Raw genomic sequence first — 23,803 nt, forward strand, 5'->3', positions numbered from 1 at the left:
TAGCTCGCCTTGACCCCGAAGAGCGCTGTTAGGCCGGGCCGCGACCACGGCCGCGCCGGCGCCGCCGCAGCAGCAGGGCGCCCAGGGCCGAGGCCAGGAGGGTGCAGGCCTGCGCCAGGTCCCCGCCTTTCGCCTGACTACAGCCGCAGCCCCCGGGCTCGGCCGGCGGCCCGAGGGCGCCATCGCCCTGACCGCCGCCATCCGCGACGAGCGAGGGCCCGGCATCGCGCTCGCCAGTGCCGGCATCGCGCCCGGCCGTCGCCTCGCTCGGCCCGAGCCGCAGCAGCACATAGTCACCATCGCGCGTGAAGGGCCGCTCGGCGCCGCCGATCACAATCCGCGCGAGCTGGGGCCCCCAGACGCGGAGCTCGGCGCCCGCTGGCCCCTCGCCCAGGAGCTCGAGGCGGGTGCCGGTCGCCTGCCAGTCGAGCTGGAGCGCGGTCAACGCTTCGCTGCAGCGGACGAGCAGCCGGGCGCCATCGCGCAGCCAGCGCCCCTCCGCGAGCACCACGCGCTGCACGCCCTCGGGGCCGCGCCGCAGCTGACAGAGCACGCCGTCGCAGGCCGCCGCGCCGAACGAGCGCTCACTGCCCCCCTGCCCCGCGCCGAGCGCGAGCAGCCGGTCGTCGAAGCTCGGGCCGCGCACGGCCACGGCGAGGGCCTGGTCGCTCGCCGTCGCGCTGCTCTCGATCGACGAAAACTCGGTCAGGACCGGTGCCTGACCGTAGGGCTCCAGCAGGCTGAGGAAGGTGGTCTCCTGCGCACGCCGGCGCGCCATCGCGAAGGGCAACGCCACGAGCGGGTCGGGGCCCGGCGCCTCGCCGACGACCAGCGTCGTGCCCTCCTGCCCGAGCATGCTGAGGCGCAGGCCCCGGGCTTCGCCCTCGAAGTCAGCCACCGAGACGTCGCCGGCGTCCGCGTAGCTCAGCCGCAGATCGTCGAGGTAAAGCGCCCCCTGCCGGCCTCCCGCGGCCTGCGCGGTCAGCTCCACCGCGACCCGGGTGGCGGGCAGATCGAAGACCCCGTCGGCATTGCCGCTGTGGTGCCGCCAGGTCTCGACCGCTGCCAGGTCGAGCGTCTTCCAGCCCGTCCAGTCGATCGGGCCCACGTCGCGCAAGAAGCGCTCGTCGGTCGCGTCGTAGAGCCGAAGGCCGAGCCGATTACCCGATCCGTCGCCAAAGACCCGCAGCCGAACGCCCGTCGGCCGCTCGGCAATGGGTTCGAGCGTTGGCATGCTGTAGAGCACATAGCCCGCGGCCGCGCTGAAGTCGTAGGCAAGGCGCCCCGAGCCACGACCCTCCGCGGCTGGCTCGCGCGCCAGGGCGAAGCTGGCGACGACCTCCTTGTCGTTGACCCACACCGACCCGTAGGGCTTCCCCTCCGGCGACTGGTCGAACGAGACCTGCCACGCCCCCGCAGCCAGCGCGCCGCGCGGGTCGCGCAGGTGCTGATAGCCCTGCGCGACAGGCAGCTCGCCGTACGCCTCGAGCGCGACCGGACTGCTCAGGGTCCCCGGGGCATGGTGGATCCAGTCGAGTTGGTGCGCCTGCCCGTCGGTCGCGACGACGCGATAGCCGTCGACCACGTACTCGGGCGACAGCACCAAGGTGCGCGTCAACGAGGCCGTCGCATACGCCGGCCCGGCGTTCGCCGTGACCATCGAGAGTGCTGGCGCCGCCACGAAGCGTTGTAGCGCACCGGTTGCCTCGACCTGCGATTGCTCGTCGACCACCACCGTATTGTGCGCCAGAGTGACCCGATCCCACGTCTTATGGCTGGGCACCGAGTAGGCCTGCGTCCCCGGATCCACGCCCAGGATCCCGCCCTTGGCGTAGAAAACATGGCCCAGCTTGTCCAGGTGTCCATGCGAGCCGCCGTGCGGACCGAAATCCAAAGCCAGGCAGGACGCCTCTGCGCCCGCGCCGGCACGCAGCACGGCGAAGCCGGCCGCCGGCAGCACACGGCTCGGGGTGACGAGCGGCGGCGTGGCGGGAACCTCCTCGGCGCCCCAGAGCAACGCGTCGCGTCCGCGACCACTCGGACGCATGAAGGCCGTCAGGCTCGGGTCGCGATAGCGCTGGTAGCCGACCTCGGAGTAGTAGCGGGCCGTGCTCCACAGGCTCAGAGAGCGGCTGTCGTTGAAGGCCGGCAGCGTCCCATCCGGCAGCGCGAGCCCCGGCGGCGCTTCGAACATCCCACGCAGCTTCGCGCCGAGCGGGCCCCCATAGGGATCGAGCCCGGCGCGGGCGCCCATCTCTGCCAGGTTGATCAGCGCATCCAGCGCGTAGAAGTGGTAGCCCCACGATCCCTCGTACCAGACACCGTCCGCGCTGATGCTCTTCCTCAACTGGAAGTCGAAGCCGTCACTGGCGCTGCGAAACGCACGGGCGATGCCGACGGGATCCTCCATCGCAAAGGCCGCGGCGCCGATGGCGGCGTTATGCCACGACTGCCAGTTGGAAATACCATGCGGATAGCGCGCGACGACGGCCGCCGCGGCCCGCAGCAGGTGTTGCTCGACATGCAGGCGCTGCGACGCCGTCAGCACCCCAGCGTCGGCGATCAAATCGTAGGCCCAGGCCACCTCGACCAGCCAGGCGGCCTCATCGAGCGTCTGCGCCTTCACCCGCGCGCCCGACTTCGCCGCGCCACCGTCCTTGTCGTGAAGGGGAAGCAGAGCGTAGGCATCAGCGTAGGCTAGGAGAATCTGTGCCGCGCCTTCGGCCGACGGTCGATCGCCGACGAGCTGCCAGGCCAAGCCCTGATCACGGGCGGCCTGGGCGAGATCGGTGTGCATCCGCGCGTACGCCACCTGATCGTAGGGCCAGCCGCTGTAGGTCGCGCCATCGACAGGACAACGATGCGTCAGCGGCGGCGCGTACTGCAGGTTGACGTGGTGCACCGGGCAAACATACCAACCAACCCACTGCCCACCCTCGGGCGGCAGCGCCCACTGGCTCAGGCCGTACTTCTTCAGAAACGAGGCGGGCCAGCCCTGCGCCGCCGCCACCACGCCGTCGCGCGCCGCTCGCGCCCAGTCGTGAGCGTCGGCCCAGGCGCCGATGCGCGCGAAGTCCGCCCGCGTCAAGAGCACACGCGGGTGCTCCCGCTGGGCCAGCGGCACGGCGGCGGCGAGCGACTGCGCGTCGCGCATCACCCCATCCTCCTGCACCACGAGCAGGGCCGCCTGCAGCACCAGGCGCTTGGCCTCGGTGATCTCTGACGCCGGCACGGTGATCGTCGCGACCGCGATCTGCCGCCCGCGCGCCGCCAGCGAGACGACGGCGTTCGCTACGGCGGCCCGGAAGGGGAGGCCCGGCCCAACCTCGAGCGTGAGCCCCAGCCGGCGCGCCCGCCCGAGCCGATCCTCCAGCGTGACGCTGTAGGTGTAGACGAACTCGGCACCCTGCCAGCCCTGTTCGACCTGCAGCTCGGCGATCGCGCCCGTGCTGAACGCCAGGTCATCGAAAAGGAGCTCGGTGTCGGCCTGCGGCGTGTTGCCCCAGCCGCTGGCGTGAAAGCTGATGTAGTTGATCCGCTGCCAGCCGACCGGCTGGCGCGCCCGCTCGAAGTCCTCGAGGCGCAGCTCAAGCAGCTTCCACCCGCGCCAATCCACCACGAACTCCGTCCGGTAGTAGTCGCGGCCCTCGGCGTCAGCGCGGTCCTCGGAGTCGAGCACCACGGTGATCGCTGCGTTATTGGCCTTCGCTGACCAGACCCAGACAAAGAGCATCCGCTCGCGCGAGAGGTCCAGCGCGGGGCTGAAGACCTTCTTGATCGTCGGCGTGCGCTCGTGACCATGCCAGCGACCCGCGCCGAGGCCCGCATGAATCGTCAGCCGCTCGGCGTCGAGCCCGCTCCAATCCGCGACGTCCTCGAAGTCCTCGATCGCCACGTCGGCCCGCGCAGGGCGCCCTGCCAGCACGATTGCGGCGGCGAGGATTGCGTTGCGAAAGATCTTGGTGCTCATGAGCCTGATCATGCTGAGATCGTCCCTTCGGAGTCGCCGGCGTCCTTGCGCGGGTGGCAGAGGCCACAAAGCACGCCACCGCCGCGCGCGTCCTCCAGTGTGACGGGCGACACCTCGAAGTCTGCCCCCCCCAGGAGGATCCGTCAGGACCACGCGGTCGGCGCGCGGAGGCCTGGCGAACTGTGATTTTCGAGGACAACCCGCCGGGACGAGGGAGTTCTCGCGACCGCGGGGCCATGCCACGGAAGAAGGGCGGAGCAAACGCGATGCCGGTGCGCAAGCGAGTGCCGGCGAGTGCCGGCGCGGGGGCTTCGGGCTTCGCCTCCCCGAATGGCATCCTCCTTGCTTTGCCCTGCTCCGCCGATCGCAGGGAGCGATCGCGCCCCTGGAGAAAAACAAATGACTTCGACGACAAGAAAGCTTTTTACCCAGCTGCTGGCAGCGAGCATCGCCACCCTCGCGGCGGGCGCGCCTTCCACGGCCAGCGCCGGCGGGGGCCGGGGCGGGCCTCCACCAGTGCGGACGATCGACACTCGCTTTACCGGATCGCGGGCCTCCTCGGGCCGAGTTGTCCGGGTGAAGACGCTGCCGGATGGTTCCAAGACCATCCTTGTGGGCCGGCACCAGGGGGGGGACGCTGACCTCTTTGCGCAGGCTCTTCGTGTCCGCACCGGGTGAGAAGCGCGGCGAAGGCAGCTCTGAACGTCACCTCGGAGCTGGCCCCGCAAGTGGCCACTCGTCGAGCGGCAAGCGTTCCGCGAAGAGGATTCTGCTGCAGAGCAACGCCGCCCGTGCGCTGGCCGCGGCGTTCAACCTGAAGCTTCCCACAGCGCCCCGGGACGCGACCAAACTGCTGATTCATGCGCCGATCTACTACTCCACTCCGGCCGGGAATGCCGCCGCGCAGAGAGCCGCGCGGGCGGCCGCCGGCGAGGCACTGACCCACTCTTTGGGGCAGCAGCGAACGGATCCGGAAATTGTCAGGGGTCTGTCGGCTCCCGGGGGTCCCGCAGCGGGCGAGCTGCTCCCGGGCTTTGGTCTCCGAGACGTCCGCGGTGGTAATGACGGCGCCGTCTTGCTGCCGAAGCTGTCGCCCGCTGGCGGCTTCGCGGGAGCCACGGTGTTCCTCGTCGCAGGGGGGATGCAGAAGGGGAAGGCGATTGACCTAGAACAGGCCCGCGCCACTATCACGATCGACGACCCAAGACTGGGCGCGGCCGTTGCGTACTGGGCCGAGGTGGGCGGCACGAAGCAATCCAACAACTACCGTTTTGCTAACTTTCGGGCGGCGCTGCACGAGGCCCTCAAGCGGCAGCTCGATGAAAACAAGCCCCGCGAGGCATCGGTCCTCTCCGCCGACGTCCACCCCATCGCGCGCCCGCGCGCAGGGCTGAAGGGCCTGGGGGCCGAGATCCTGCAACAGCAAATCAACCAGCCTGCAGCCGTGGTCGGCGACTACAGCAGCGCAGCCCTCTCGCTGAAGACGGTTGACAGGGGTTACGCAGCTACGGCCGCCATCGTCGCCTTCTCCCCGGCTACCGACACCCCCGGAGCGAACCCGCGGGCGCTAAGCACGCTGGCCAGGGAGGCCGCCACCCAATGGCTGGGGGCGGTTCGCGACACGCTCTCGCACGGAACGCGGAAACAGGTTCGCGTGCTCATTCCGAGCGCCGACCGTCTCACCAACGCAGCCCTGCACAACGCCATCGCGGCGGGCTTGTCTAGCGCCGCAGGTGGGTTCGAAGAAATCCGGGCGAGCGACTCCAGAGCGCAGCAGCACCCCGGCTTCAGCGTCTACGAGATTACCGTTTACGCCGCTGATTGAGCCTCGCCGCGGCGCGGTGAAGCGCCTCTTGCCCCTGCCCGCCCCTGACCGGCCCCTTCCCGGTCGTCCAAAGCCTGCCTTGATCCTCGGCTCTGGTCGGGGCGGGCGTGGTGCGGGACGACGTGGTGCGGGACGACGTGGTGCGGGTGCAACGTCGTCGGCGCTGAATCCTCGGTCGTGCGGGAGGCCGAGCCTGGCGAGCCGAGGCAGGTGCTACTCTCCCGTATCCTCGTAGGCATAGCTGAGCAGGTAGGCGCCATCGCCCGTCCGCTTCCAGCGGTAGCTGGCCAGCGAGCCGCTGCGACCGGTGCTGCAGGTCGCGTCGCCTGCCGCAGAGAACGCGGCCGGGCAGTCGAGGTTCTCGATCGGGTCCCAGGCTGAGCTGATCGCCTTGGCGGCCCGTCGACCCTGTCGGCGGGTAAAGGTCCTGGTCCCGCCCTCGCCCTCGGAGGGCGGCGCGAGGGTCTCCTGGTAGCCAGAGCTCGGGCTGATGAGGGCGAGCAGACCCTTGGTATCGTCTGCTTTGCTGCGGCGAAAGAGCTCCAACATCCACCCCGCCGGCGTGCGATCTGGGCAGCGCTCGCTGGGGCAGCAGTTCTCCGCGTAGGGTCGCGCCTGCTCGACGGAGAGCGCGCAGCGCCTGCGGTCCAGCGTCAGCTGGACGACCCAGTACCCTTCGCGGCAGGCACCATCCAATGAGTTGCGTTGCTCGACGATCGTCCCGGCGTCGTTCTGCTGCAGACCGAGAAAGACGAAGGTGGCCTCGGGGTGGCGCGCCCTCGCCTTGGCCAAATGAGCGGCCATCCAGCGCCGAATCGTTCGGAGCTCGGCCGCCTCGCGCGCGTCGGCCTGGAACCCGGGCGCCTCCGGGTCGAGCTTGCAGGGCTGCCGAGCAGCACCAGATCGCGAGACCGCCACGACCGCCAGCAGCGCGAGCACCCCGACGCCACACCTGCGGCGCCGCGCAGGCCCCGCGCCCGTCCTTGAGTGGCTAGCGTTCATCGCCTTCCCTTCCCTTCGGACTGGCTCAAAGAGCGTCGCCGCCTCACAGCGCTCGTGGTCTCGCGCTCCGTCTGGCAGCCGCGTCGGCTCGGGCGTCACCACCTCGACGGCGCCCTTCATTCCGATCGCGCCCTTCACCCCGAGGCGAAACGCACCCGTGGCGAGTGCGCCGCGTCTGCTCAGGGATTAGGGCGTGTCGCGCACCGGCCATACCCGCCGGGCCTCACTACCCTTGAGGTAGCGCGTGGTGAAGCCGCTGAAGAGGTAGACACCCCAGGCGTAGTCGGCCCGCGCGAGCAGCGGGTCTGAGGTCGACGACCAGAAGTAGCCGGTGGCGCTGACGTTCAGAAAGGGCGCATCGGCGGGCAGCGCGGGCTGAGCGCGCGAAAGGTCGACGAGGCTCTGAAGCTCGGTGCGGTTCGGCAGGCGCCAGTCGCTGTGGCCGGCGGCGCAGTCGGGGTAGGTTCCGTCATTCAGGCCCCGGACGAAGTTCAGGCCCCGCTCCCAACCGACCTGGCCATCCGCGGTGCCGTCGCTGTCGAAGCCCGGGTAGCGGGTGGCGATACAGTTGGCGTCCTGCAACCAGGTCAGCGCGGTCAAGGCGTCGCTCACCGTGCCATCGCCGCGATCGAGGAAGCGCGGGACGGGCCAGCTGCGGCCGACGCGCCGCTCTCCGTCCTGCCCCGTGGCGTCACAGTCGACGGCGCTGCCGGCTTCGTCGTAACAGAGAGCCGCGCCCGTGCGGGCGACCGGCGCGGGGCCCGCGCTGGCACCCGTTCGCACCAGCCAGACGAGACCATGATCGCCCGTCTTGTCGAAGCCGCCGACGCTGCCCCCGACCAGCTCGGCGGTCCAGGCCTTCTTCAGCTGGCTGGCCATCGTATTGGACGACCAATAGGGCGTTATGCCCACCACGTTGAGAAAGCCGTTGGCGCCGAGCCAGGTGCTGGTATCTGGCTGGCCGGCATCGAGCAGGCTCTGCAGCTCCTTGAGGTTCGGCAGGCGCCAGTCGCTCGTGCCCGCCGCACAGAGGGGGAAGGTGCCCTCGCGGACGCCGCGCGCGAAGTTGAGGGCGTGCTGCCAGGTGACCCGGCCGTCGCCGGCCACGCTCGCCGTCGCGTCGGTGTCGACGGCCGCGTAGTGCGTCGCCATGCAGTTGGCGTCGGCCAACCAGACGAGGCCGGTCAACGCATCCGAGATCGTGCCGTCGGCGGCCGCGACGAAACGCGGCGAAGGCCAGGCCAGACCCGCGCGCTCGTCAGCGTCTTGACCGGTGCCATCGCAGTCCAGCGCCGCCCCCAGGGCCGAGTAGCAGCCTCGCTGTCCCGTCTGCGCCAGGCGGGTCGATAGCACGACCTTGGCGTCAGGCGAGCTCGCGTCGCCCCGCGCCGCCTCGCCGGCGTCCCCGGTGGTAGCATCCGCGCCGCGCTCGGCCCTCGACGCATCGGCCATCGCATCGGCGACCGGCAGCGCGCGATCGGGAAGGCCCGCGTCGACCGAGCGCGCGCCCCCGCCATCGCTGCAGGCGCAGCACAAACAGATCAGGCTGAGGCCCGCCCGCGCAAGGATCGGATACATGCTTGGCCCCTCCGATTGTCAGCAATGAAGGAGGCTACCAGAGAAAAGAAGAAGGGTCCCCCAAGGGTCCCGACCCAGGGTGAGCGCATCCAAACGCGAAAAGGGTCCCGACCCGGGTTACGAAAAGCGAAAAGGGTCCCGACCCGGGTTGATAAAAGCCCAAGGGCCCCGACCCGCCAAGGGCCCCGACCCGGGTTGAAGAAGGGCCCCGAGAACCGAGAAGGGCCCCGACCCAGAGGGCCCCGACCCGGGTTGATGGGTTCGGCCCAAGGGCCCCAAGGGCCCCGACCCGGGTTGATGGGTTCGAAGGGTCCCGACCCGGGTTGATGAAAAAGGGTCCCGACCTAAAAGGGTCCCGACCCGGGTTGATAAAAGGGTCCCGACCCGTAAAAGCGAGAAGCCCAAGGGCTGACCCGGGTTGAAGGCCCAAGGGCCCCAACCCGCCCAAGGCCCCGACCCGGGTTGAAGAAGGGCCCCGAGAAACCGAAAGGGCCCCGAGAAGGGCCCCGACCCGGGTTGATGGGTTCGGCCCAAGGGCCCCAAGGGCCCTGACCCGACTAAAGGGTCCCGACCCGGGTTGATAAAGGGTCCCGACCCGGGTTGATAAAAGGGTCCCGACCCGTAAAAGCGAGAAGCCCAAGGGCCCCGACCCGGGTTAGGGCCCCGACCCGCAAAAGGGTCCCGACCCGGGTTGATAAAACCCAAGGGCCCCGACCCGGGTTAGGGCCCCGACCCGCAAAAGGGTCCCGACCCGGGTTGATAAAAGGGTCCCGGCGAAAGCCCAAGGGCCCCGACCCGGGTTGATGGGTTCGGGATACGCGCGGTCAGGGTGCACCGGAGGTGCGACGCGCGAAGGTGCGCGTGACAGGGGCCAGACGCGGGACGCGATTGACCACGACGGCGCCGACTGACGCTGGTTTCAGGGGCGTGAGGGGGCGTATTTGCGCGCCTGAACGCAGCCAGCCCCTCTCAGCGTGGCGAGGCGCGAGGCACGAGGGCAGCGGGGAGCGCGCGGGCCGCGTGGACCTGGCCTCAGGGTGCCTGGGCGCAACAGGCGCCGGCGTACAGCCGCAGCGCGTATGACAAGGGCCCCGACCCGGGTTGATTGAGAAAGGGCCCCGACCCGCATGAAGGGCCCCAGTGAAGGGCCCCGACCCGCCAAGGGTCCCGACCCGGGTTGAAAAAAAGGGTCCCGACCCGGGTTGATGGGTTCGAGGAAAAGTGGCATTCCCCCGGTTCAGTTGACACCCTACAGGGGGCGAATCGGCCCCGATGGAGTGTCAGATGAAACGACGAAACTTCAGCGCCTCGTTCAGAGAGGAGGCCGTGAAGCTGGTGAGGGAGGGGGGCCGTAGCGCCGGCAAGGCAGCCAAGGAGCTGGGACTCAGCGAGTCGGCTCTGCGCCGCTGGATAGAGGCTAGCGACGTCGAGCAGGGAAGCAAGGCAGGGCTGACCATGGCCGAGAAATCCGAGATACGCGAGCTCAAGCGCGAGAACGCCACGCTACGGATGGAGCGCGATATTCTAAAAAAAGCGGTGAGCTTCTTCGCCAAGGAAAATCAATGAGATTCGCGTTCATTGATGCGGAGAAGCGCCGCTATCCGCTGCCGGTGTTGTGCCGAGTGATGCAGGTGACCCGGGGTGGCTATTACGCCTGGCACCATCGCGAGCCCAGCGCACGGCGTCAGCGCGATGCCGAGCTGCTCGTGACAAGGGCCCCGACCCGGGTTGATTGAGAAAAGGGGGCGAATCGGCCCCGATGGAGTGTCAGATGAAACGACGAAACTTCAGCGCCTCGTTCAGAGAGGAGGCCGTGAAGCTGGTGAGGGAGGGGGGCCGTAGCGCCGGCAAGGCAGCCAAGGAGCTGGGACTCAGCGAGTCGGCTCTGCGCCGCTGGATAGAGGCTAGCGACGTCGAGCAGGGAAGCAAGGCAGGGCTGACCATGGCCGAGAAATCCGAGATACGCGAGCTCAAGCGCGAGAACGCCACGCTACGGATGGAGCGCGATATTCTAAAAAAAGCGGTGAGCTTCTTCGCCAAGGAAAATCAATGAGATTCGCGTTCATTGATGCGGAGAAGCGCCGCTATCCGCTGCCGGTGTTGTGCCGAGTGATGCAGGTGACCCGGGGTGGCTATTACGCCTGGCACCATCGCGAGCCCAGCGCACGGCGTCAGCGCGATGCCGAGCTGCTCGAGAGGATTCGCGCGTTCTACGAGGCCAGTGGCAAGTGCTACGGCAGCCCGCGTATCTTCGATGACCTGCGTGCAGCACGGGAGCCGGTCAGCGAAAAGCGCGTCGCTCGCCTGATGCGGCAAGCTGGCCTCGTGGGCAAGCACCGGCGAATATTCACCTCCACCACCGACAGCAGTCACGACATCCCGGTTGCGCCAAACCTGCTGAATCGGCAGTTCCACGCGCCACGGCCCAATGTTGTCTGGGCCTCCGACATCACCCAGCTGGCGACGCCAGAGGGTTGGCTGTACCTTGCCGTGGTACTGGACTTGTTTGCTCGCGCCGTCGTCGGATGGGCGCTGCGCAACGACATCACACGGCACTTGGTGCTCGAGGCGGTACGGATGGCGATCGCGGTCAGGCGCCCTGCCTCGGGGCTCGTCTTTCACTCGGATCGTGGCAGTCAGTACGCGGCTAACGACACTGAGCAGCTGTTGCGGGCCCACGGCATGAGGCCGAGCATGAGCGGCCTCGGCAACTGCTACGATAACGCGGTCTCCGAATCGTTTTTTGCGGCCTGCAAGAACGAGCTCGGCGACACCTTCCCCTCGCGCCGCCAGGGTCGTAGCGACGCGTTCGTATTCATCGAGACCTACTACAACCCCCGTCGACGTCACAGTTTCAACGGCAATCTCTCACCGCTGGACTGCGAGGCCTTCTTTGCGCGTAACGGTCGACGCCCCACCGGCGTCAAGGACCTGCTTGCCGAGGCCGACCGCCTGCTGCACAACACCAACTCACTGCGCGAGGGGCGCGTCGTCCCCTATGCCGGAGATAGCATCCTCTCCATCCACCGCGGTCCGAACTCGATGCCCGAGGGCCTTCAACCTTCTATCTAACCTGTCAACTGAATCGGGGGAGGCCTATCCTCTTTGAACGAGGCGCTGAAGTTTCGTCGTTTCATCTGACACTCCATCGAGGCCGATTCGCCCCCTGTAGGGTGTCAACTGAACCGGGGGTAATGCCACCCCGCCATACTCCCCCCAGCCGCGTAGATCGGCTTTGGAGTTCCTACACATGGCTCAGCGCCCGGCCCGTCCCCGTCCCTGAATGCGATGATGCGTCCGTGGTCCCTGATGGCGGCCGCGTCCACGGCGACGCAAACGAGGTCGGCGCCGACGGCCTCGACACGGTGCCTGGCCCGCCCGACACGGTGGCCGCGGCATCGTCTAGGCGATCCCTTCATGGATCGCTGAGCTCGTCCAGCGACCAGACCAGCGCAGCGAGGCGTACTCGAGCGCGGATCGTCGCGGCGCGAGCGTCACCAACCCGATCGCCCCCATCGCGGCGCTCGCTCGACCCGTCGTGAGAGCAACTCAAGAGAGTCGCGGCGGCGGTGATCACGATCGAGTAACGCAGAAAGCGCATCATGGCGGTGTCGGGAGCCGGACATTCGCACGCACAGCGCCGTTGTCCTCCACGACCTGAACGACAGTCCCACTGCTGCCCTGCTTCTGGATCACGACAACCTCCTGATCGCCGTTGTTGTCCACATCCGCGACACACGCCGCGATGAGAACACCGCCAGGGTCCATCTGACTCGTGCAGGTGGGCTTGATGAGCGTGACCGGGGGATCCACGCTCTGGGCCAGTGCCCTCGCCGTTTCCAAGCGGAGGGCTGAATGCGGGCTAGGATCAACAGGGCGCACCGACAGCGTGAAAATGCCGATCACGAGACCGATGGCGACGATGCCCCCCAAGATCGCGCGTCCGCGTCCGACTTTGTCCATGTTTCCTCCTCGCGAACCGTCGTTGTCGTCGTTGAGCAGACCGAGCCTAGCCGGGAAGGGGCCGCGTGTGAAGAAAAGCAAGGACCCTCGTAGGTGCGACGCGCGAAGGTGCGCGTGACAGGGGCCAGACGCGGGACGCGATTGACCACGACGGCGCCGACTGACGCTGGTTTCAGGGGCGTGAGGGGGCGTATTTGCGCGCCTGAACGCAGCCAGCCCCTCTCAGCGTGGCGAGGCGCGAGGCACGAGGGCAGCGGGGAGCGCGCGGGCCGCGCGGACCTGGCCTCAGGGTGCCTGGGCGCAACAGGCGCCGGCGTACAGCCGCAGCGCGTAGGTGCCGAAGGGAAAGGTTGCGCCCCGGTCGCCCGCGCGCCAGCGCAGCCAAGCATCGCGGTAGCCCGCGACGAAATCGCGCAGGCGTTGCAGCGCTTCGATGCGCGCCCACTTGTTCCCACCGGCCACCCGAGGACTCGTTTTACGGCGTGGTTCGGGCCGGCTCGGCGTATCGAACGCCGACTGCCGCAGCACGGCGCGGCGGCCAAGCACGCCCCTGCCCTCCAGGCGGCGTTGGTCTGCAAGCGCCAGCTCGCGCGCAGTGACCGCGTCGGTCAGCAGCGCAACGTACTCATCCGCGTCCAGGTCCACGTACGCGGGCAGCGGAGCTACCGTCAAACTGGCCTCTGCTGGCAGCGGCCCCCGCTCACGGAAGAAGCGCTTCGGCCGCTTGAAAGACTCGGCGCGCCCGATCCGCGCCGGCCGGCTGATCAGCCCCGGCCAGTAATGGTGCTCTGTCACCAGGCCCGCTGCCACCGGGTTGGTCAGCGTGTAGACGACCTTGGCGAGCTGGGCTTCGCCATCGACCAGGCGCACCACCGACGGGGGCTCGCTCGCCCAGAGGTTCTCCCAGCGTCCCCAGTGCGCGTTGAGGCACTTCGCCGTGAATTCGAAGAGCCAGCGGAAGAACTCCGGCCGCGTTCCGCGGACGTCGGTGACCACGAGATGCAGGTGATTGGAGAGCACGCAGAAGGCGTGCACCCGCACGCCATAGCGTTCGGCCGCCACCGCCAGGCAGTAGCCGATGATGCCGTTGACCGCGCCCGACGGCCGCAGCAGAAACTGCCGCTGCGCGCAGCGGCGCGTCACCATCACCGTCTCTCCAGCGATCACAGGCCGCGGCAGGCTCATCCGGCCCCGGGACGTCTGCAGACCACGTGCCCATCACCCCGTTGCGTGATCCTGAACGGTTAGCCCAAAGCGCTGCGCCTTCCGTCCGAACGTCGGACCGGCCCCGCCGGTACACCGGCACTGCTGCGGCTACGGCCGGGACGGAATAGGCGAACCCGGCAGCGGTGCGGCAGCGGTGCGGCAGCGGTGCCGGATTCGCGCGCGAACGAATCCGGGAGAGGCAGCACGGGCAGCACGGGGAGAGTCAGCACGCCCGCGGGAGAGGCAGCACGCCCGCGCGCGAACGAACCCGGGAGCGGCAGCACGCGGGAGCGGCAGCACGAACCCGGGAGCCGCAGCACGCGCGGAGCGGCAGCACGCGCGGGAGCGGCAGCACGCGCGCAGCACGCGGGAGCGGCAGCACGCGCGCAGCTCAGGAGACCGCCGACGGCTCTGGGGCCGGCCGCACACCCTTGCGTGCCGCCCGCCGCGCGCCCAGCACGCCGTAGCCCTTTAGCTTGCGGTAGAGCGTCGCCGAGCCGATCCGCAGCTGCTCGGAGGTACGGGTCTGGTTGCCGCCGTTGAGCTCGAGCGCCGCGAGGATGTACTCCTTCTCGATCTCCTCGAGCGGCCGCACCAGGCCGTCTGTGACCATCGGCCTGGGAACCGCCTGGCGCACCTCCTCGGGCAGGTCCTCGAGCTCGACGCGGTTCCCGCGGGCGAGCGCCACCGCGCGCTCCATCGCGTTCGAGAGCTCGCGCACGTTGCCCGGCCATTGATGGCGCAAGAGCTGATCTGCGGCGCTAGGCGCCAAGCCCGCGATCTTGCGCCTCATGCCAATTGCCGCGTCGGCGAGCAGCACTCGCGCCAGCGGCAGGATGTCATCCCTACGCTCGCGCAGCGCCGGCACGCGCAGCTCGACGACCTTCAACCGGTAATAAAGGTCTTGGCGGAAGGAGCCGCCAGCGACCCCATGGGCGAGGTCGCGATTGGTTGCCGCCAGCACGCGCACGTCGACGCGGCGGTTCCTGTTCTCGCCGACGCGGCGGACCTCGCGCTCCTGCAGCGCTCGTAGCAGCTTGACCTGCATGCTCGGCGACACCTCACCAACCTCGTCCAGCAGCAGCGTGCCGCTGTTGGCCGCCTCGAAGAGCCCCGGTCTGTCCTGCGTCGCACCGGTGAACGCACCCCTTGCGTGGCCGAAGAGCTCCGTCTCGAACAGGGACTCCGTGACGGCGCCGCAGTTGAACGCAATGAAGGGGCCGGTCGCGCGCGTGGACTCCTCGTGGACGAGCCGCGCGATTCGTTCCTTGCCCGCGCCGCTCTCGCCGGTGATCAGCACGGTGGAGTCGACCTTGGCCACGCGACGGGCCAGGTCCAGCAGCTGGACCATCGACGGGCTCTTGGCGACGATACCCAGCGGCTCCGCCACGTCGGGGGCGACGCGCACCAACGCACGCCGGTGCGTGCGCAGCTTGAACTCGGCGACCTTCAGCGATTCGATCACCCGCTGGAGCGAAACCTCCAGGCACTCCGTGAGGCGCTTGGACACGAAGAAGCGCAGCTCTTCGGCGCGCTCGTCACCCCACTCCTCCCGGGTACGGCCGAGGAGGTGGCACGCTGCGTCGCCCTTGCCGATGCAGCGATCCTCGAGCACGTAGGATTTCTCTGCCCGCGATCCGGCTGAGATAACCACTGGTGAGCCCGCAGATAGTCCAGCACATCGGCTCGTCGGCCCGACCGAAGTGCAGCAGATGCTGCTCGGCCTCGTAGGAGGCGACGATCATCAAGCCCTGTTTGGAGAGCGGACCGACGCCGCCCGCCTCAACGCGGAAGAGCCCCTCGAGGGCGTGAATTCGTGTTCCCGCCCGGCCCCAGTCGTCATCGCTCTCCCACTTGAACTCGGCCTTCATCGCCTCCGCCATCCGCCAGCCGTGGGCAAAGCCGAACTGGGTGAGCACGGCGCGCGCGGCCGTCAGGCCGAAGTTCTCCACGAGGTACTTGCGCAGCAGCCCGATCGCCACGGCATCCACCAGCAGCGCGCGCTGCCCAGCGAAGCGAATCAGGCCGCCCTCAGGGTCCAGCTCGAGGAGCTCTTCGTGGTCGAGATCTTCAACGCGCATTCTGGGAACCGTTCGTTCGAATTGACTGACACCGTACGTCATCTTGACTGATTGGATCACCCCATAGGACTAGCGATCGCTCTAAGTCGCCGTGCTGATGAGGCTCTTCTCCTTGGCCCGCAAGCTGCTTTACCGCGGGTGTCGCAATGTAGGGAACTCCACGACCGGAGTTCTCGCGTCAGGCGCGCGGAGCCAGCCCTACTAGCCCGCCCTGCCGCCCGCCCTAGTGGGGTTGGCGGTCCGACGCCGGGGCACTTAGACAGGACCGACCTTAGGGTCGGCCCGCAGAGCAGGAGTTCTTCATGAGACACATCTCCAAGACCGGCATACTGGTGTTCGCCGTGGCCATCGGCGCCGCGGCCGCGACCGCAGGGTGCGCTAGCGCTCCCCCGCTGCACACCGAGGCTTCCACCTCGGGGATTCGTGCCGCGGAAGAGGTCGGAGCGCCTCGGGTGCCTCGCGCGGCGCTTCACCTTCAGCTCGCCAAAGAAGAGCTGGAGCACGCCAAGGGCCTGGCTGCCGAGGGCGAAAAGGCCAAGGCGGCATCAATGCTGACCCGCGCCGAGGCCGACGCGCAGCTCGCTGTGGCCCTCTCCCGCGAGAGCAACGAACAAGCGGAGGCCCGCTCCGCCATCGAGCGGGTGCGCCGACTCCGCGCCGACAGTGAGTAGCCCTCACAGGGCGAACGCGATCGCTTTGCAGTCAGTTCAACGGAAGGAATCCGCCATGAAAATGAATCACGCTCTCGTATTCGCCTCCTGCGCTCTCTTCTTCGGCGCGTGCGCAGCCACCGCCCCCCGCGAGCTCGTCAACGCTCGCAAGGCCTACCGGCGCGCCAGCAGGGGCCGCGCGGCCCGCGTGGCCCCTGCGGAGCTACATGTGGCCAACCGGGCTCTCGCGCAGGCCGAGCAGTCCTTTCAGCAGGCTCCCGACTCCTACCAGACCCGTGACCTGGCCTATGTGGCCCAACGCAAGTCGGAGTTCGCGGAGGCTACGGCCTCGATCGCCGTCGAACGGAAGGCGCAGGCCAGTGCCAAGCGAGACTACCAGGCGACGCAGGGCAAGATCGTCAAACAGACCCAGCAGCACCTGAGCGATACCCGCTCGGCCCTCGCGGCCTCCCAGCGGAGCGGGGCGACGACGGCAGCGCAGCTCGCCGCTTCGCAAACGGCGCGCGCGGCTGCGGACCAGCGTGCGGCCGACGCGCTGTCGGCTCTCGCCCGACTGGCGGCCGTCAAAGATGAGCCGCGCGGGCTCGTCATCACCCTCTCCGGCAGCGTGCTCTTCGCCTCCAATCAGGCCACCTTGCTGGCCACAGCTCGGTCGCGCGTCGACCAGGTGGCTGCTGTGCTGCTCACGACCCGCGAGCGCAACATCACCGTCGAGGGCCACACCGACTCACAGGGCTCCGAAGGCCGCAACCTCGACCTCTCGCAGCGTCGGGCCGACGCCGTCCGCAACGCTCTCGTGCAGCAGGGCTACCAGGCCGACCTGATTCAGTCCCAGGGTCTCGGCGAAACGCACCCTGTCGCCGATAACTCCAGCGCCGAGGGGCGCGCCAACAACCGCCGCGTCGAAATCATCATCGCCCCCGCGGCGCAACACTCGTCAATCCAGTAGGAGCAGGCTCCCATGAGCAAGTCACCACAGCACTGCGACGCCGGGCCCGAGAGCCCAAGTGCTGGACCGCGCCCCGACTCGAGGCGCGCGGTCCAGTGCCTGGCCTTCCTCCTCTTGGGATTCGCACTGACGAGCGGCTGTGCGGCCACGGAAGGACAGACGGCAACGGCCCCCAAGTCGAGCAGACCCGCGGCGATCGCTCCCACGAGCAAGGCCAGGACGAGCGCGACCAGGTCAAGCGCGACCAGGTCAAGCGCGACCAGGTCAAGCGCGACTGCTGCTTCGCTTCCGGCGCGTGACCCCGCCTACGCGCAAAGGCGCGAGCTGCTGGGCGAGATGGGTCGGAGGCTGGTCGAGCTCCAGCGAGGGCTCGACCAGCTCTCGGCGCAGGTCCACGGCTCACGCGCTGCTGCCAAGGCCGACGCCGAGGCGAAGCTCGCGATCGTGCAGCAGCGCTGGGCTCGCGCGAGGGAGCAGCTCGACCAGGCGGCCAGGGCAAGCGAGAACACCTGGGAGACCGCAAAGCGCGGAGTCCGGAGGTCCTACGCCGAGGTTCAGGACTCGTTCGAACAAACCCGTCAGTGGCTGAGCGACAAGCTCGAGCCCGCTTCAAAGCCACCTAGCGCGAGGCCACAGTACTCGGCCCTTGACGCCGAGAATGAGGAGTGACCTGCCATGCCGCTGCTTCAAATCATCATTGCTCTAATCGTCGTCGGGGTGTTGCTGTGGCTCGCCAATTCCTACATTCCGATGGACGGAAAGATTCGGAAGATTCTCAATGTCGTGGTCGTGATTGCGGTCGTTCTCTGGCTGCTCAGCGTCTTTGGCCTCTTGAGCGGCTTCTCGACGATCAGGCTCGGTCGGTAGCGCTCCACGTGGCGCGCCCAAAGGAGACTGAAATGGATACCGCCAAAACACATATTGGCAAGATGGAAGCGCAGCTCAAACACTGGGGCTCGCGACTCGACGGGCTCGTGCTCCAGTCGCAGAAGGCGGGCACCGAGGCCAAGGACGACTATCGCAAGGCCGTGGCCGAGCTGAAGACGAAGCATCAGGCCGCGCAGGCGAGGCTCGACGAGCTGCGCACCGTCGGCTCCGACAAGTGGGACGCTTTCAAGGCCAACATGGATCGCACCTGGACCGAGTTCGAGGCCGCCTTCACGAAGCTGAAGCACTGAGCAGCAGAACAGAGGAGGTGCAACCATGTTGTGGACCATCGCCATCATCTTCATTCTGTTGTGGGCGCTTGGCTTGATTACCTCCTACACCCTCGGAGGCTTCATTCACCTGCTCTTCGTCGTGGCGATCGTCGTGGTGCTCCTCCGGATCATTCAGGGCCGTCGAGCAACCGGCTGATCGGGAGACACCGCGTTTCTAGCCAGAGGCTCGCGCGGGCTGGTTCGCGCACCGAGGAGAACGCCTCATGCAGCTCGAAAACGAGCGACGCCGGCGCGCTGCTGCCGACAACGCCGCGGGACGGGCGGGCACCGACGATGCGCGGGGCGAGCGCGCGTCGTCGGCACCGAGCCTGTGCGAAAGGCCTGCGCGCGGACCGCCCGGACGCGAGCTGCCGCGCCGAACCGAGGCTCCTCTTCCTCTGGCCTCGGCTCCAGCGCGCAAGGGCGGGTGGTGGGACGCCAACAAGGTCGGCCTGTCGCCGCCGCTGATCGAGCCCTCGCGCGGCTGGCTGATGCTCTATCACGGCGTGCGTCATAACGCGTCGGGGGCGCTCTACCGGCTCGGTGTTGCCCTCTACGCGCTGGACAAGCCCGAGCACTGCCTCCTTCGCGGCGACTCGTGGATTTTCGGCCCCGAAGCACCCTGCGAAGGCGAGGGAGAGGTGGCGAACGTCGTCTTCCCCTGCGGCTACACGATCGGCGCCGATCAGGACACGCTCCACCGCTACTACAGCGCAGCAGATACCTGCGTGGCGCTGGCTAGAGTGAGCGTGCGCAAGCCGCTGCAGTGGCTCGATCGCTGCGGCTTGGCCTAGCAGCAGGTGTGCGAGCGTCACGATGACGCCGGCGGGCCATGGTCCGCGAGGGCCGCAGCAGCCAGAGGAGGCGCGTGCCGATGATTACGCTGCGCAGGGGGGACGAACGCAGCTTCGAGCGCCGCGGCAAGCAGGAGCTCTGGCGGACCTTTGCTGCCGAGGACGCGGCCGACCCGCTGGGGCACGGCTTCGGCGCACTCGAATGCCTCAACGAGCTCCGGCTCCAGCCTGGGGCGGACACCCCGCGCCGACCACCGGTCGCTCACGAGAGCGAGCTCGTCACCTACGTCCGTGAGGGCGTCCTGGCCTACGAAGACTCGCTGGGCCGCTCGGGCGTGATCCGGGCGGGGGAGTTTCAGCGCCTGACCGCAGGCCGTGGTCTGCGCCACAGCCAAGCAAATGCCTCACGCAGCGACAGCGCCCAGGTGCTTCAGCTCTGGTTGCGGCCCGGGAGCGCTGGGCGCGCGTGCGGCCAAGAGCAGAAGCGCTTCAGCGCGGCGGAGCGTCGGGGCGAGCTCTGCATCGTCGCGTCGCCCGATGCGCGGCGCGGCTCCCTGCGCCTCGAGCAGGACGCTGTGCTCTGCTCGTCGCTGCTCAACCCAGGGCAGCACCTGGCGCACGCGCTGGCCCCGGGGCGCAGCGCGTGGCTCCACGTCGTGGTGGGCGAGGTCACGCTCGGCAATGCGGTGCTGAGCACTGGGGACGGCGCAGGGTTGACCGCCGAGCGTGCGGTCTCGCTGACGGCCCGTGAGGCCTCCGAGATCCTGCTGCTCGACCTCGACGATCCGAAGGGCTCGTCGGTGGGCTAACCCTCCGGTGAGCGAGCCCCCAGCTGCCCGTCATGCTTGGCCGAAATCCGAGCGCCGCGTCGGGTCGCAGTGCTGTGCCTCGCGACGGGAGCGATAGATCAACGGGCTGCTAAGGTGCGGCTTGACGGATGGGGACGACTGCAGGCCACCGATTCCGGGGACATCAAAACGTATCGCGCAGCTCCCGCAGCCGGGCGAAGGCGCGGACGGGGTCGCTCAGGTCGTCGCTCGGAAAGCGGTCGGCGAGCGAAGCGCGAATCTCGGCCTCTTCGCAGCGCAGGAAGGGGTTGGTTTGCAGCTCCTCGGCCAGGGTCGAGGGCACGGTGGCGCAGCCCCTCTCTCGCAGCCTCGCTGCCGCTGCCCTGCGCTCTCGGATCGCCTGATTCCCCGGATCGATCGCACAGGCGAAGGCGAGGTTCTTGGCGGTGTACTCGTGGCCGAAGTAGATCCGGGTTTCTGCTGGGACACGCCCGATGCGCTGATTGAGCGAGCGGTACATCGTCTGCGGGTCTCCTTCGAAGAGGCGGCCGCAACCGGCGCCGAAGAGCGTGTCGCCGCTGAAGGCAGCGTCGCCCACCCTGTACACGAGGGCCCCGCGGGTGTGGCCCGGGGTGTGGAGCACCCGCGCAGCCAGGCGCCCCAACGCGATCGCGTCGCCGTCTTCGAGTGGATCGGTGAGCCCGGCGATGCGCCCGCTCTCCGAGCGGTGGCCGTAGACACGCAGCTTCCAGCGCCGGAGCAACGCCTCGTTGCCGCCGGTGTGGTCCCGGTGGTGATGCGTGTTCCAGATCGCGATCAGCTCGACGCCGCGCGCCTCCACCGCCGCAACCACCGCATCGGCCTCCGCCGGGTCGACGATCGCGGCCTGGCCGCTCTCCTCGCAGACCACCAGGTAGCCGTAGTTGTCGGCGAGCAGCGGGACCGTTTCGATCAGCAAAGCGAGCGCCTTCCTCCTCGATCGCCGTCCGCCAGGCGCGAACCGTCCGCCGCGTCGCGGCCGAGTCACGGTACCAGCACTGTGCTGGCGCGGAGAAACTGCTCGAGGTCGCGCCAGAAGACCGTCCAATCGGGTGGACAGGTGTTGTGGTCGCCGTCGTAGAGCACGAGCCTGCCCCTCGTTGCGGCGGCGGCCAAGACGCGCGCGTGGTCGACGGGTATCAGTGTGTCCTGGCGCCCGTGGACGATCAGCACGGGCCTTTGCAGGCGCGCGATCGCGGCCCGATTGTCGAAGGGGTCGCGCAGCAGGAAGCTCGGCACCCAGAAGCGCTTGGCCAGCTCATGCACGCTGCTGAAGGTCGACATCAAGATCACCGCGGCCACCTCGCGCTGCTCGGCGAGCTGGCATACGACCCCGCCTCCGAGCGACCGCCCGTGCAGCACGATCCTGGCCGCATCGACCTCGGGTCGCGCGGCGAGCTGATCGTAGAAACGCGCGAAATCGGCCCCAATAGCCGCCTGCGAGGGCGAGCCGGCCGAGCGCCCATAGCCGCGATACTCGGGCAGCAGGACGCTGATGCCGAGGCGCCGATAAGGCTGCAAGATCTGCGGCCACTCGTCGATCAGCTCGGCGTTGCCGTGGGCGAAGATGACCGCGGGGCCTGGATGCGTCGGTCCAACGCCCTCGCCGGGCAGCAACCAGGCTTCGACGCGCCCCTCCTCGGTGTCGATCCAGAGGCGTTCCAGAGCTTCCACGCCATCGCCCGCGCCGGCCGCCGCATGGGTCAGGTGGCGCGGGAAGACGATCCGTCGCTGCAAGGTCAGGAGCATCAGTCCTCCAATCACCACCAGGGCGCCCAGCGCGGCGAGCCGCCAAGCGATCGCCCGTCTCCAGCCGCCTCGCCGCCCGGCCAGACCCCGACCACCACGGCCGTCGAGCCCACTCATGCGCCACCGGCCTGCGCGCTCCGACCACCCTGCTCCACCCCGCCGCGCAGCTCGGGATCCTCCCGCGCGAGCATCAGGCGCTTGCGCGCCACACCCCAGCGATAGCCACCGATCGCCCCGCTGGCGCGGAGCACACGATGACACGGGATCAGGTAGCCAAGCGGGTTCGCGCCAACGGCGCTGGCGAGGGCCCGCACCGCGCGCGGGCATCCGATCCGTGCGGCCAACGCGCCATAGGAGGTGACCGCGCCCTCGGGAAGCTGCAGCAGCGCCCGCCACACCTGCAGTTGGAATCGGGTGCCCCGCAGCAGCACCCGCAGCGGCGCGGCACCCAGGGCGCTTGTGGCCCCGGCGACGAAGATCCGCGCGCAGAGGGCCGCTGCCTCCCGAGCACCCGCGGCGACGACACGTGCGCGCGGATACTCGCGCAAGAGGTCGCCCCCGACCGCGGCCAGCGTCAGCCCCGCCTCGGCAAAGCGCACGCTACAGAGGCCACGCTCGGTCCAAGCCACGACGCACAGGCCGAAGGGGCTCGGTCCCGCACCGAAGCGAATCATCAGGCCCTCACCGCGCGCCTTGTATTGCCCCGGCGTCAGGGCCTCGCTGACCACGAAGAGATCGTGCAGCCGACCGCCGCCGCTGAGCCCCACGGCGGCCGCGGTCTCCACCAGCGGCAGCGAACGCTCGAGCCACACCTTGGCGTGCTCGAGCGTCAATCCCTGAAGGAAGCGCTTGGGGCTCAGACCCACCCAACGCGAAAAGAGCCGCTGAAAATGGCTCGGGCTCAGACCCGCCTCGCGCGCGGCCTCCGCCAGCGAGGGCTGCAGCGGGGCGTTCCGCTCGAGCCAGCCGATCGCCCGCTCGATGCGCGCAAAGTCACTCGCACCGGCGAAGCACGCCCGCCTGGCCTGGAGGCTGCCGCTCGTCACCACGGCAATCTAGCCACGGCGCCGCGCCGGGTCGACCCGAATCCTGCCACGAACGCGGCTACCGAAACCGCCCGCCCGCTGAGGCATGAGCTCGAGCGCTGCGATTGTGGCCGTAGGCGTGGGCTTCTCGGCCGCGAGCGTGGGCGTTTCGCCGCGCAAGCGCAGCGTGTAGGGTACGCAGCGGAGGGTGCCTGAACCGACTCGGCGCCGTCCCCTGCCCCGTGGAGACGTAACGCGATGAGGAAGCCGGTCAGCTTGCGCATCATCGGCGCGCTAACGCTGCCGCTCGCCGCAGCGGTAGCCCACGCAGCGCCGCCAACGGGCAGCGCCTCAGCCGCGGTCGAGGCGCTGCCACGTGACGACAGCGCGTTGCCAAAACCTCTCTGGCCCCCGGGCGAACGTCTCGACTCGTTGCGCTGGCGCGACCGCAGGGGGCTGAACGTCGCGGCCTTTACGCGTTCGCCGCCGCGCTCCAGCGAGACCGCGAACGCCAAGCCTCACTGGGTCTACTTGCATGCCAAGCATTACCTGCAGCGGCAGGGACGCTGGCGCCTCGTGCGCTGGGTGAAGGATCGCGAGCAGCCCTGCGGACTCGATCTCACGGCCGACGTCCTCACCCCCTCGCCAGTGACCGACCTCGACGGCGATGGCCTCGGGGAGCTCACCTTCGCCTTTCGCCTGGCGTGCCGTGGTGACGTCAGCCCGGCGGAGCTCAAGCTCTTCATCCTCGAGGACGGAGCGAAGTATGCGCTGCGCGGCGCCAGCCGCGTGCGCGTCGCCCCCGACGAGCAGGTCGGCGGCGACCATCGCCGCGACCCAGCCTTCGAGCACGCCGCGGCGGCGTTCCGCGCCCACGCCGAACGCATCTGGGCCAAGATCGTGCAAGAGAAGTTCTGAGTTCTGAGCTCTGAGCCCCTCGCCCTCGAGCGCTCGGCTGCAGCGA

At 68.9% G+C, this 23,803-nt stretch carries 20 protein-coding genes and 2 pseudogenes; 13 read left to right on the plus strand and 9 right to left on the minus strand.

What is annotated here, in order from left to right; all coding sequences use genetic code 11:
* Window positions 1-28: 28 nt before the first annotated feature.
* Complete coding sequence (locus tag IPL40_13585; GenBank protein MBK8482178.1) at window positions 29-3,982, minus strand: alginate lyase family protein; 3,954 nt, start codon at window positions 3,980-3,982, stop codon at window positions 29-31.
* A gap of 634 nt (window positions 3,983-4,616) precedes the next feature.
* Between IPL40_13585 and IPL40_13590 the strand changes: the two genes are divergently transcribed.
* The gene (locus IPL40_13590) at window positions 4,617-5,795 is read left to right on the plus strand and encodes a hypothetical protein (GenBank protein ID MBK8482179.1); all 1,179 of its coding nucleotides are present in this window, start codon (window positions 4,617-4,619) and stop codon (window positions 5,793-5,795) included.
* Window positions 5,796-6,008: 213 nt separating this feature from the next.
* On the opposite strand, the gene IPL40_13595 is transcribed toward IPL40_13590, so the two are convergent.
* Both IPL40_13595 and IPL40_13600 read right to left on the minus strand, forming a co-directional pair.
* Window positions 6,009-6,917: a hypothetical protein gene (locus IPL40_13595; protein ID MBK8482180.1), complete on the minus strand. Its 909-nt coding sequence runs from the start codon at window positions 6,915-6,917 to the stop codon at window positions 6,009-6,011.
* Between the two features lie 66 nt (window positions 6,918-6,983).
* Entirely contained in the window at window positions 6,984-8,375 is a 1,392-nt protein-coding gene (locus IPL40_13600) for a DUF1566 domain-containing protein (protein ID MBK8482181.1), read from the minus strand.
* A gap of 1,284 nt (window positions 8,376-9,659) precedes the next feature.
* Between IPL40_13600 and IPL40_13605 the strand changes: the two genes are divergently transcribed.
* The 3 genes and pseudogenes from IPL40_13605 to IPL40_13615 all read left to right on the plus strand — a co-directional run bounded on the left by IPL40_13605 (window position 9,660) and on the right by IPL40_13615 (window position 11,261).
* Window positions 9,660-9,941: a transposase gene (locus IPL40_13605; protein MBK8482182.1), complete on the plus strand. Its 282-nt coding sequence runs from the start codon at window positions 9,660-9,662 to the stop codon at window positions 9,939-9,941.
* A complete protein-coding gene (locus IPL40_13610; GenBank protein ID MBK8482183.1) occupies window positions 9,938-10,111 on the plus strand; it encodes a hypothetical protein in 174 nt (57 codons plus the stop codon). Before IPL40_13605 ends, IPL40_13610 begins: the two co-directional genes overlap by 4 nt.
* A 23-nt stretch (window positions 10,112-10,134) precedes the next feature.
* Window positions 10,135-11,261, plus strand: a pseudogene (locus tag IPL40_13615) (IS3 family transposase).
* 714 nt (window positions 11,262-11,975) lie between these two features.
* Here IPL40_13615 and IPL40_13620 read toward each other — a convergent pair.
* From IPL40_13620 to IPL40_13630, 3 genes and pseudogenes are all read right to left on the minus strand, one after another.
* Window positions 11,976-12,338 (minus strand): hypothetical protein, encoded by a 363-nt coding sequence (locus IPL40_13620; protein MBK8482184.1) that lies wholly within the window; start codon window positions 12,336-12,338, stop codon window positions 11,976-11,978.
* A gap of 285 nt (window positions 12,339-12,623) precedes the next feature.
* Window positions 12,624-13,523, minus strand: a complete 900-nt coding sequence (locus IPL40_13625) for a hypothetical protein (GenBank protein MBK8482185.1) — start codon at window positions 13,521-13,523, stop codon at window positions 12,624-12,626.
* 412 nt (window positions 13,524-13,935) lie between these two features.
* A pseudogene (locus tag IPL40_13630) lies at window positions 13,936-15,625 on the minus strand (sigma-54-dependent Fis family transcriptional regulator).
* Between the two features lie 302 nt (window positions 15,626-15,927).
* Between IPL40_13630 and IPL40_13635 the strand changes: the two are divergent.
* The 8 genes from IPL40_13635 (at window position 15,928) to IPL40_13670 (ending at window position 20,047) form a co-directional block, all read left to right on the plus strand.
* Entirely contained in the window at window positions 15,928-16,296 is a 369-nt protein-coding gene (locus IPL40_13635) for a DUF4398 domain-containing protein (protein ID MBK8482186.1), read from the plus strand.
* Between the two features lie 55 nt (window positions 16,297-16,351).
* Entirely contained in the window at window positions 16,352-17,245 is an 894-nt protein-coding gene (locus IPL40_13640; GenBank protein ID MBK8482187.1) for an OmpA family protein, read from the plus strand.
* Window positions 17,246-17,581: 336 nt separating this feature from the next.
* Window positions 17,582-17,914 carry a hypothetical protein gene (locus tag IPL40_13645; GenBank protein MBK8482188.1) on the plus strand — a complete coding sequence of 111 codons (333 nt, stop codon included), beginning with the start codon at window positions 17,582-17,584 and terminating at the stop codon, window positions 17,912-17,914.
* 6 nt (window positions 17,915-17,920) lie between these two features.
* Window positions 17,921-18,112 (plus strand): hypothetical protein, encoded by a 192-nt coding sequence (locus IPL40_13650; GenBank protein ID MBK8482189.1) that lies wholly within the window; start codon window positions 17,921-17,923, stop codon window positions 18,110-18,112.
* A gap of 32 nt (window positions 18,113-18,144) precedes the next feature.
* The gene (locus IPL40_13655; GenBank protein MBK8482190.1) at window positions 18,145-18,423 is read left to right on the plus strand and encodes a hypothetical protein; all 279 of its coding nucleotides are present in this window, start codon (window positions 18,145-18,147) and stop codon (window positions 18,421-18,423) included.
* A 25-nt stretch (window positions 18,424-18,448) separates the two neighbouring features.
* Complete coding sequence (locus IPL40_13660) at window positions 18,449-18,601, plus strand: lmo0937 family membrane protein (GenBank protein MBK8482191.1); 153 nt, start codon at window positions 18,449-18,451, stop codon at window positions 18,599-18,601.
* 67 nt (window positions 18,602-18,668) lie between these two features.
* Window positions 18,669-19,238 carry a hypothetical protein gene (locus IPL40_13665; GenBank protein ID MBK8482192.1) on the plus strand — a complete coding sequence of 190 codons (570 nt, stop codon included), beginning with the start codon at window positions 18,669-18,671 and terminating at the stop codon, window positions 19,236-19,238.
* An 80-nt stretch (window positions 19,239-19,318) separates the two neighbouring features.
* A complete protein-coding gene (locus tag IPL40_13670) occupies window positions 19,319-20,047 on the plus strand; it encodes a pirin family protein (GenBank protein ID MBK8482193.1) in 729 nt (242 codons plus the stop codon).
* Window positions 20,048-20,210: 163 nt separating this feature from the next.
* On the opposite strand, the gene gloB is transcribed toward IPL40_13670, so the two are convergent.
* From gloB to IPL40_13685, 3 genes are all read right to left on the minus strand, one after another.
* Window positions 20,211-20,984, minus strand: a complete 774-nt coding sequence (gloB, locus tag IPL40_13675; protein MBK8482194.1) for a hydroxyacylglutathione hydrolase — start codon at window positions 20,982-20,984, stop codon at window positions 20,211-20,213.
* A gap of 65 nt (window positions 20,985-21,049) precedes the next feature.
* Entirely contained in the window at window positions 21,050-21,814 is a 765-nt protein-coding gene (locus tag IPL40_13680; protein MBK8482195.1) for an alpha/beta hydrolase, read from the minus strand.
* Between the two features lie 113 nt (window positions 21,815-21,927).
* Window positions 21,928-22,860, minus strand: a complete 933-nt coding sequence (locus tag IPL40_13685; protein ID MBK8482196.1) for a methylated-DNA--[protein]-cysteine S-methyltransferase — start codon at window positions 22,858-22,860, stop codon at window positions 21,928-21,930.
* A 237-nt stretch (window positions 22,861-23,097) separates the two neighbouring features.
* Between IPL40_13685 and IPL40_13690 the strand changes: the two genes are divergently transcribed.
* Complete coding sequence (locus IPL40_13690) at window positions 23,098-23,757, plus strand: hypothetical protein (GenBank protein ID MBK8482197.1); 660 nt, start codon at window positions 23,098-23,100, stop codon at window positions 23,755-23,757.
* Window positions 23,758-23,803: the final 46 nt, after the last annotated feature.

This window comes from Pseudomonadota bacterium, from assembly GCA_016711215.1.
In the GTDB taxonomy this organism is placed as follows: Bacteria; Myxococcota_A; Polyangia.

Bases quoted from the DNA above. Each gene is read 5' to 3' on its own strand.
- IPL40_13600 (MBK8482181.1), bottom strand. From the start codon at position 8,375: ATGTATCCGATCCTTGCGCGGGCGGGCCTCAGCCTGATCTGTTTGTGC.
- IPL40_13640 (MBK8482187.1), top strand. From the start codon at position 16,352: ATGAAAATGAATCACGCTCTCGTATTCGCCTCCTGCGCTCTCTTCTTC.
- IPL40_13680 (MBK8482195.1), bottom strand. From the start codon at position 21,814: ATGCTCCTGACCTTGCAGCGACGGATCGTCTTCCCGCGCCACCTGACC.
- IPL40_13655 (MBK8482190.1), top strand. From the start codon at position 18,145: ATGGATACCGCCAAAACACATATTGGCAAGATGGAAGCGCAGCTCAAA.
- IPL40_13665 (MBK8482192.1), top strand. From the start codon at position 18,669: ATGCAGCTCGAAAACGAGCGACGCCGGCGCGCTGCTGCCGACAACGCC.
- IPL40_13645 (MBK8482188.1), top strand. From the start codon at position 17,582: ATGGGTCGGAGGCTGGTCGAGCTCCAGCGAGGGCTCGACCAGCTCTCG.
- IPL40_13605 (MBK8482182.1), top strand. From the start codon at position 9,660: ATGAAACGACGAAACTTCAGCGCCTCGTTCAGAGAGGAGGCCGTGAAG.
- IPL40_13690 (MBK8482197.1), top strand. From the start codon at position 23,098: ATGAGGAAGCCGGTCAGCTTGCGCATCATCGGCGCGCTAACGCTGCCG.
- IPL40_13635 (MBK8482186.1), top strand. From the start codon at position 15,928: ATGAGACACATCTCCAAGACCGGCATACTGGTGTTCGCCGTGGCCATC.
- IPL40_13620 (MBK8482184.1), bottom strand. From the start codon at position 12,338: ATGGACAAAGTCGGACGCGGACGCGCGATCTTGGGGGGCATCGTCGCC.
- IPL40_13595 (MBK8482180.1), bottom strand. From the start codon at position 6,917: ATGAAGGGCGCCGTCGAGGTGGTGACGCCCGAGCCGACGCGGCTGCCA.
- IPL40_13585 (MBK8482178.1), bottom strand. From the start codon at position 3,982: ATGATCAGGCTCATGAGCACCAAGATCTTTCGCAACGCAATCCTCGCC.
- IPL40_13670 (MBK8482193.1), top strand. From the start codon at position 19,319: ATGATTACGCTGCGCAGGGGGGACGAACGCAGCTTCGAGCGCCGCGGC.
- IPL40_13625 (MBK8482185.1), bottom strand. From the start codon at position 13,523: ATGAGCCTGCCGCGGCCTGTGATCGCTGGAGAGACGGTGATGGTGACG.
- IPL40_13610 (MBK8482183.1), top strand. From the start codon at position 9,938: ATGAGATTCGCGTTCATTGATGCGGAGAAGCGCCGCTATCCGCTGCCG.
- IPL40_13650 (MBK8482189.1), top strand. From the start codon at position 17,921: ATGCCGCTGCTTCAAATCATCATTGCTCTAATCGTCGTCGGGGTGTTG.
- IPL40_13660 (MBK8482191.1), top strand. From the start codon at position 18,449: ATGTTGTGGACCATCGCCATCATCTTCATTCTGTTGTGGGCGCTTGGC.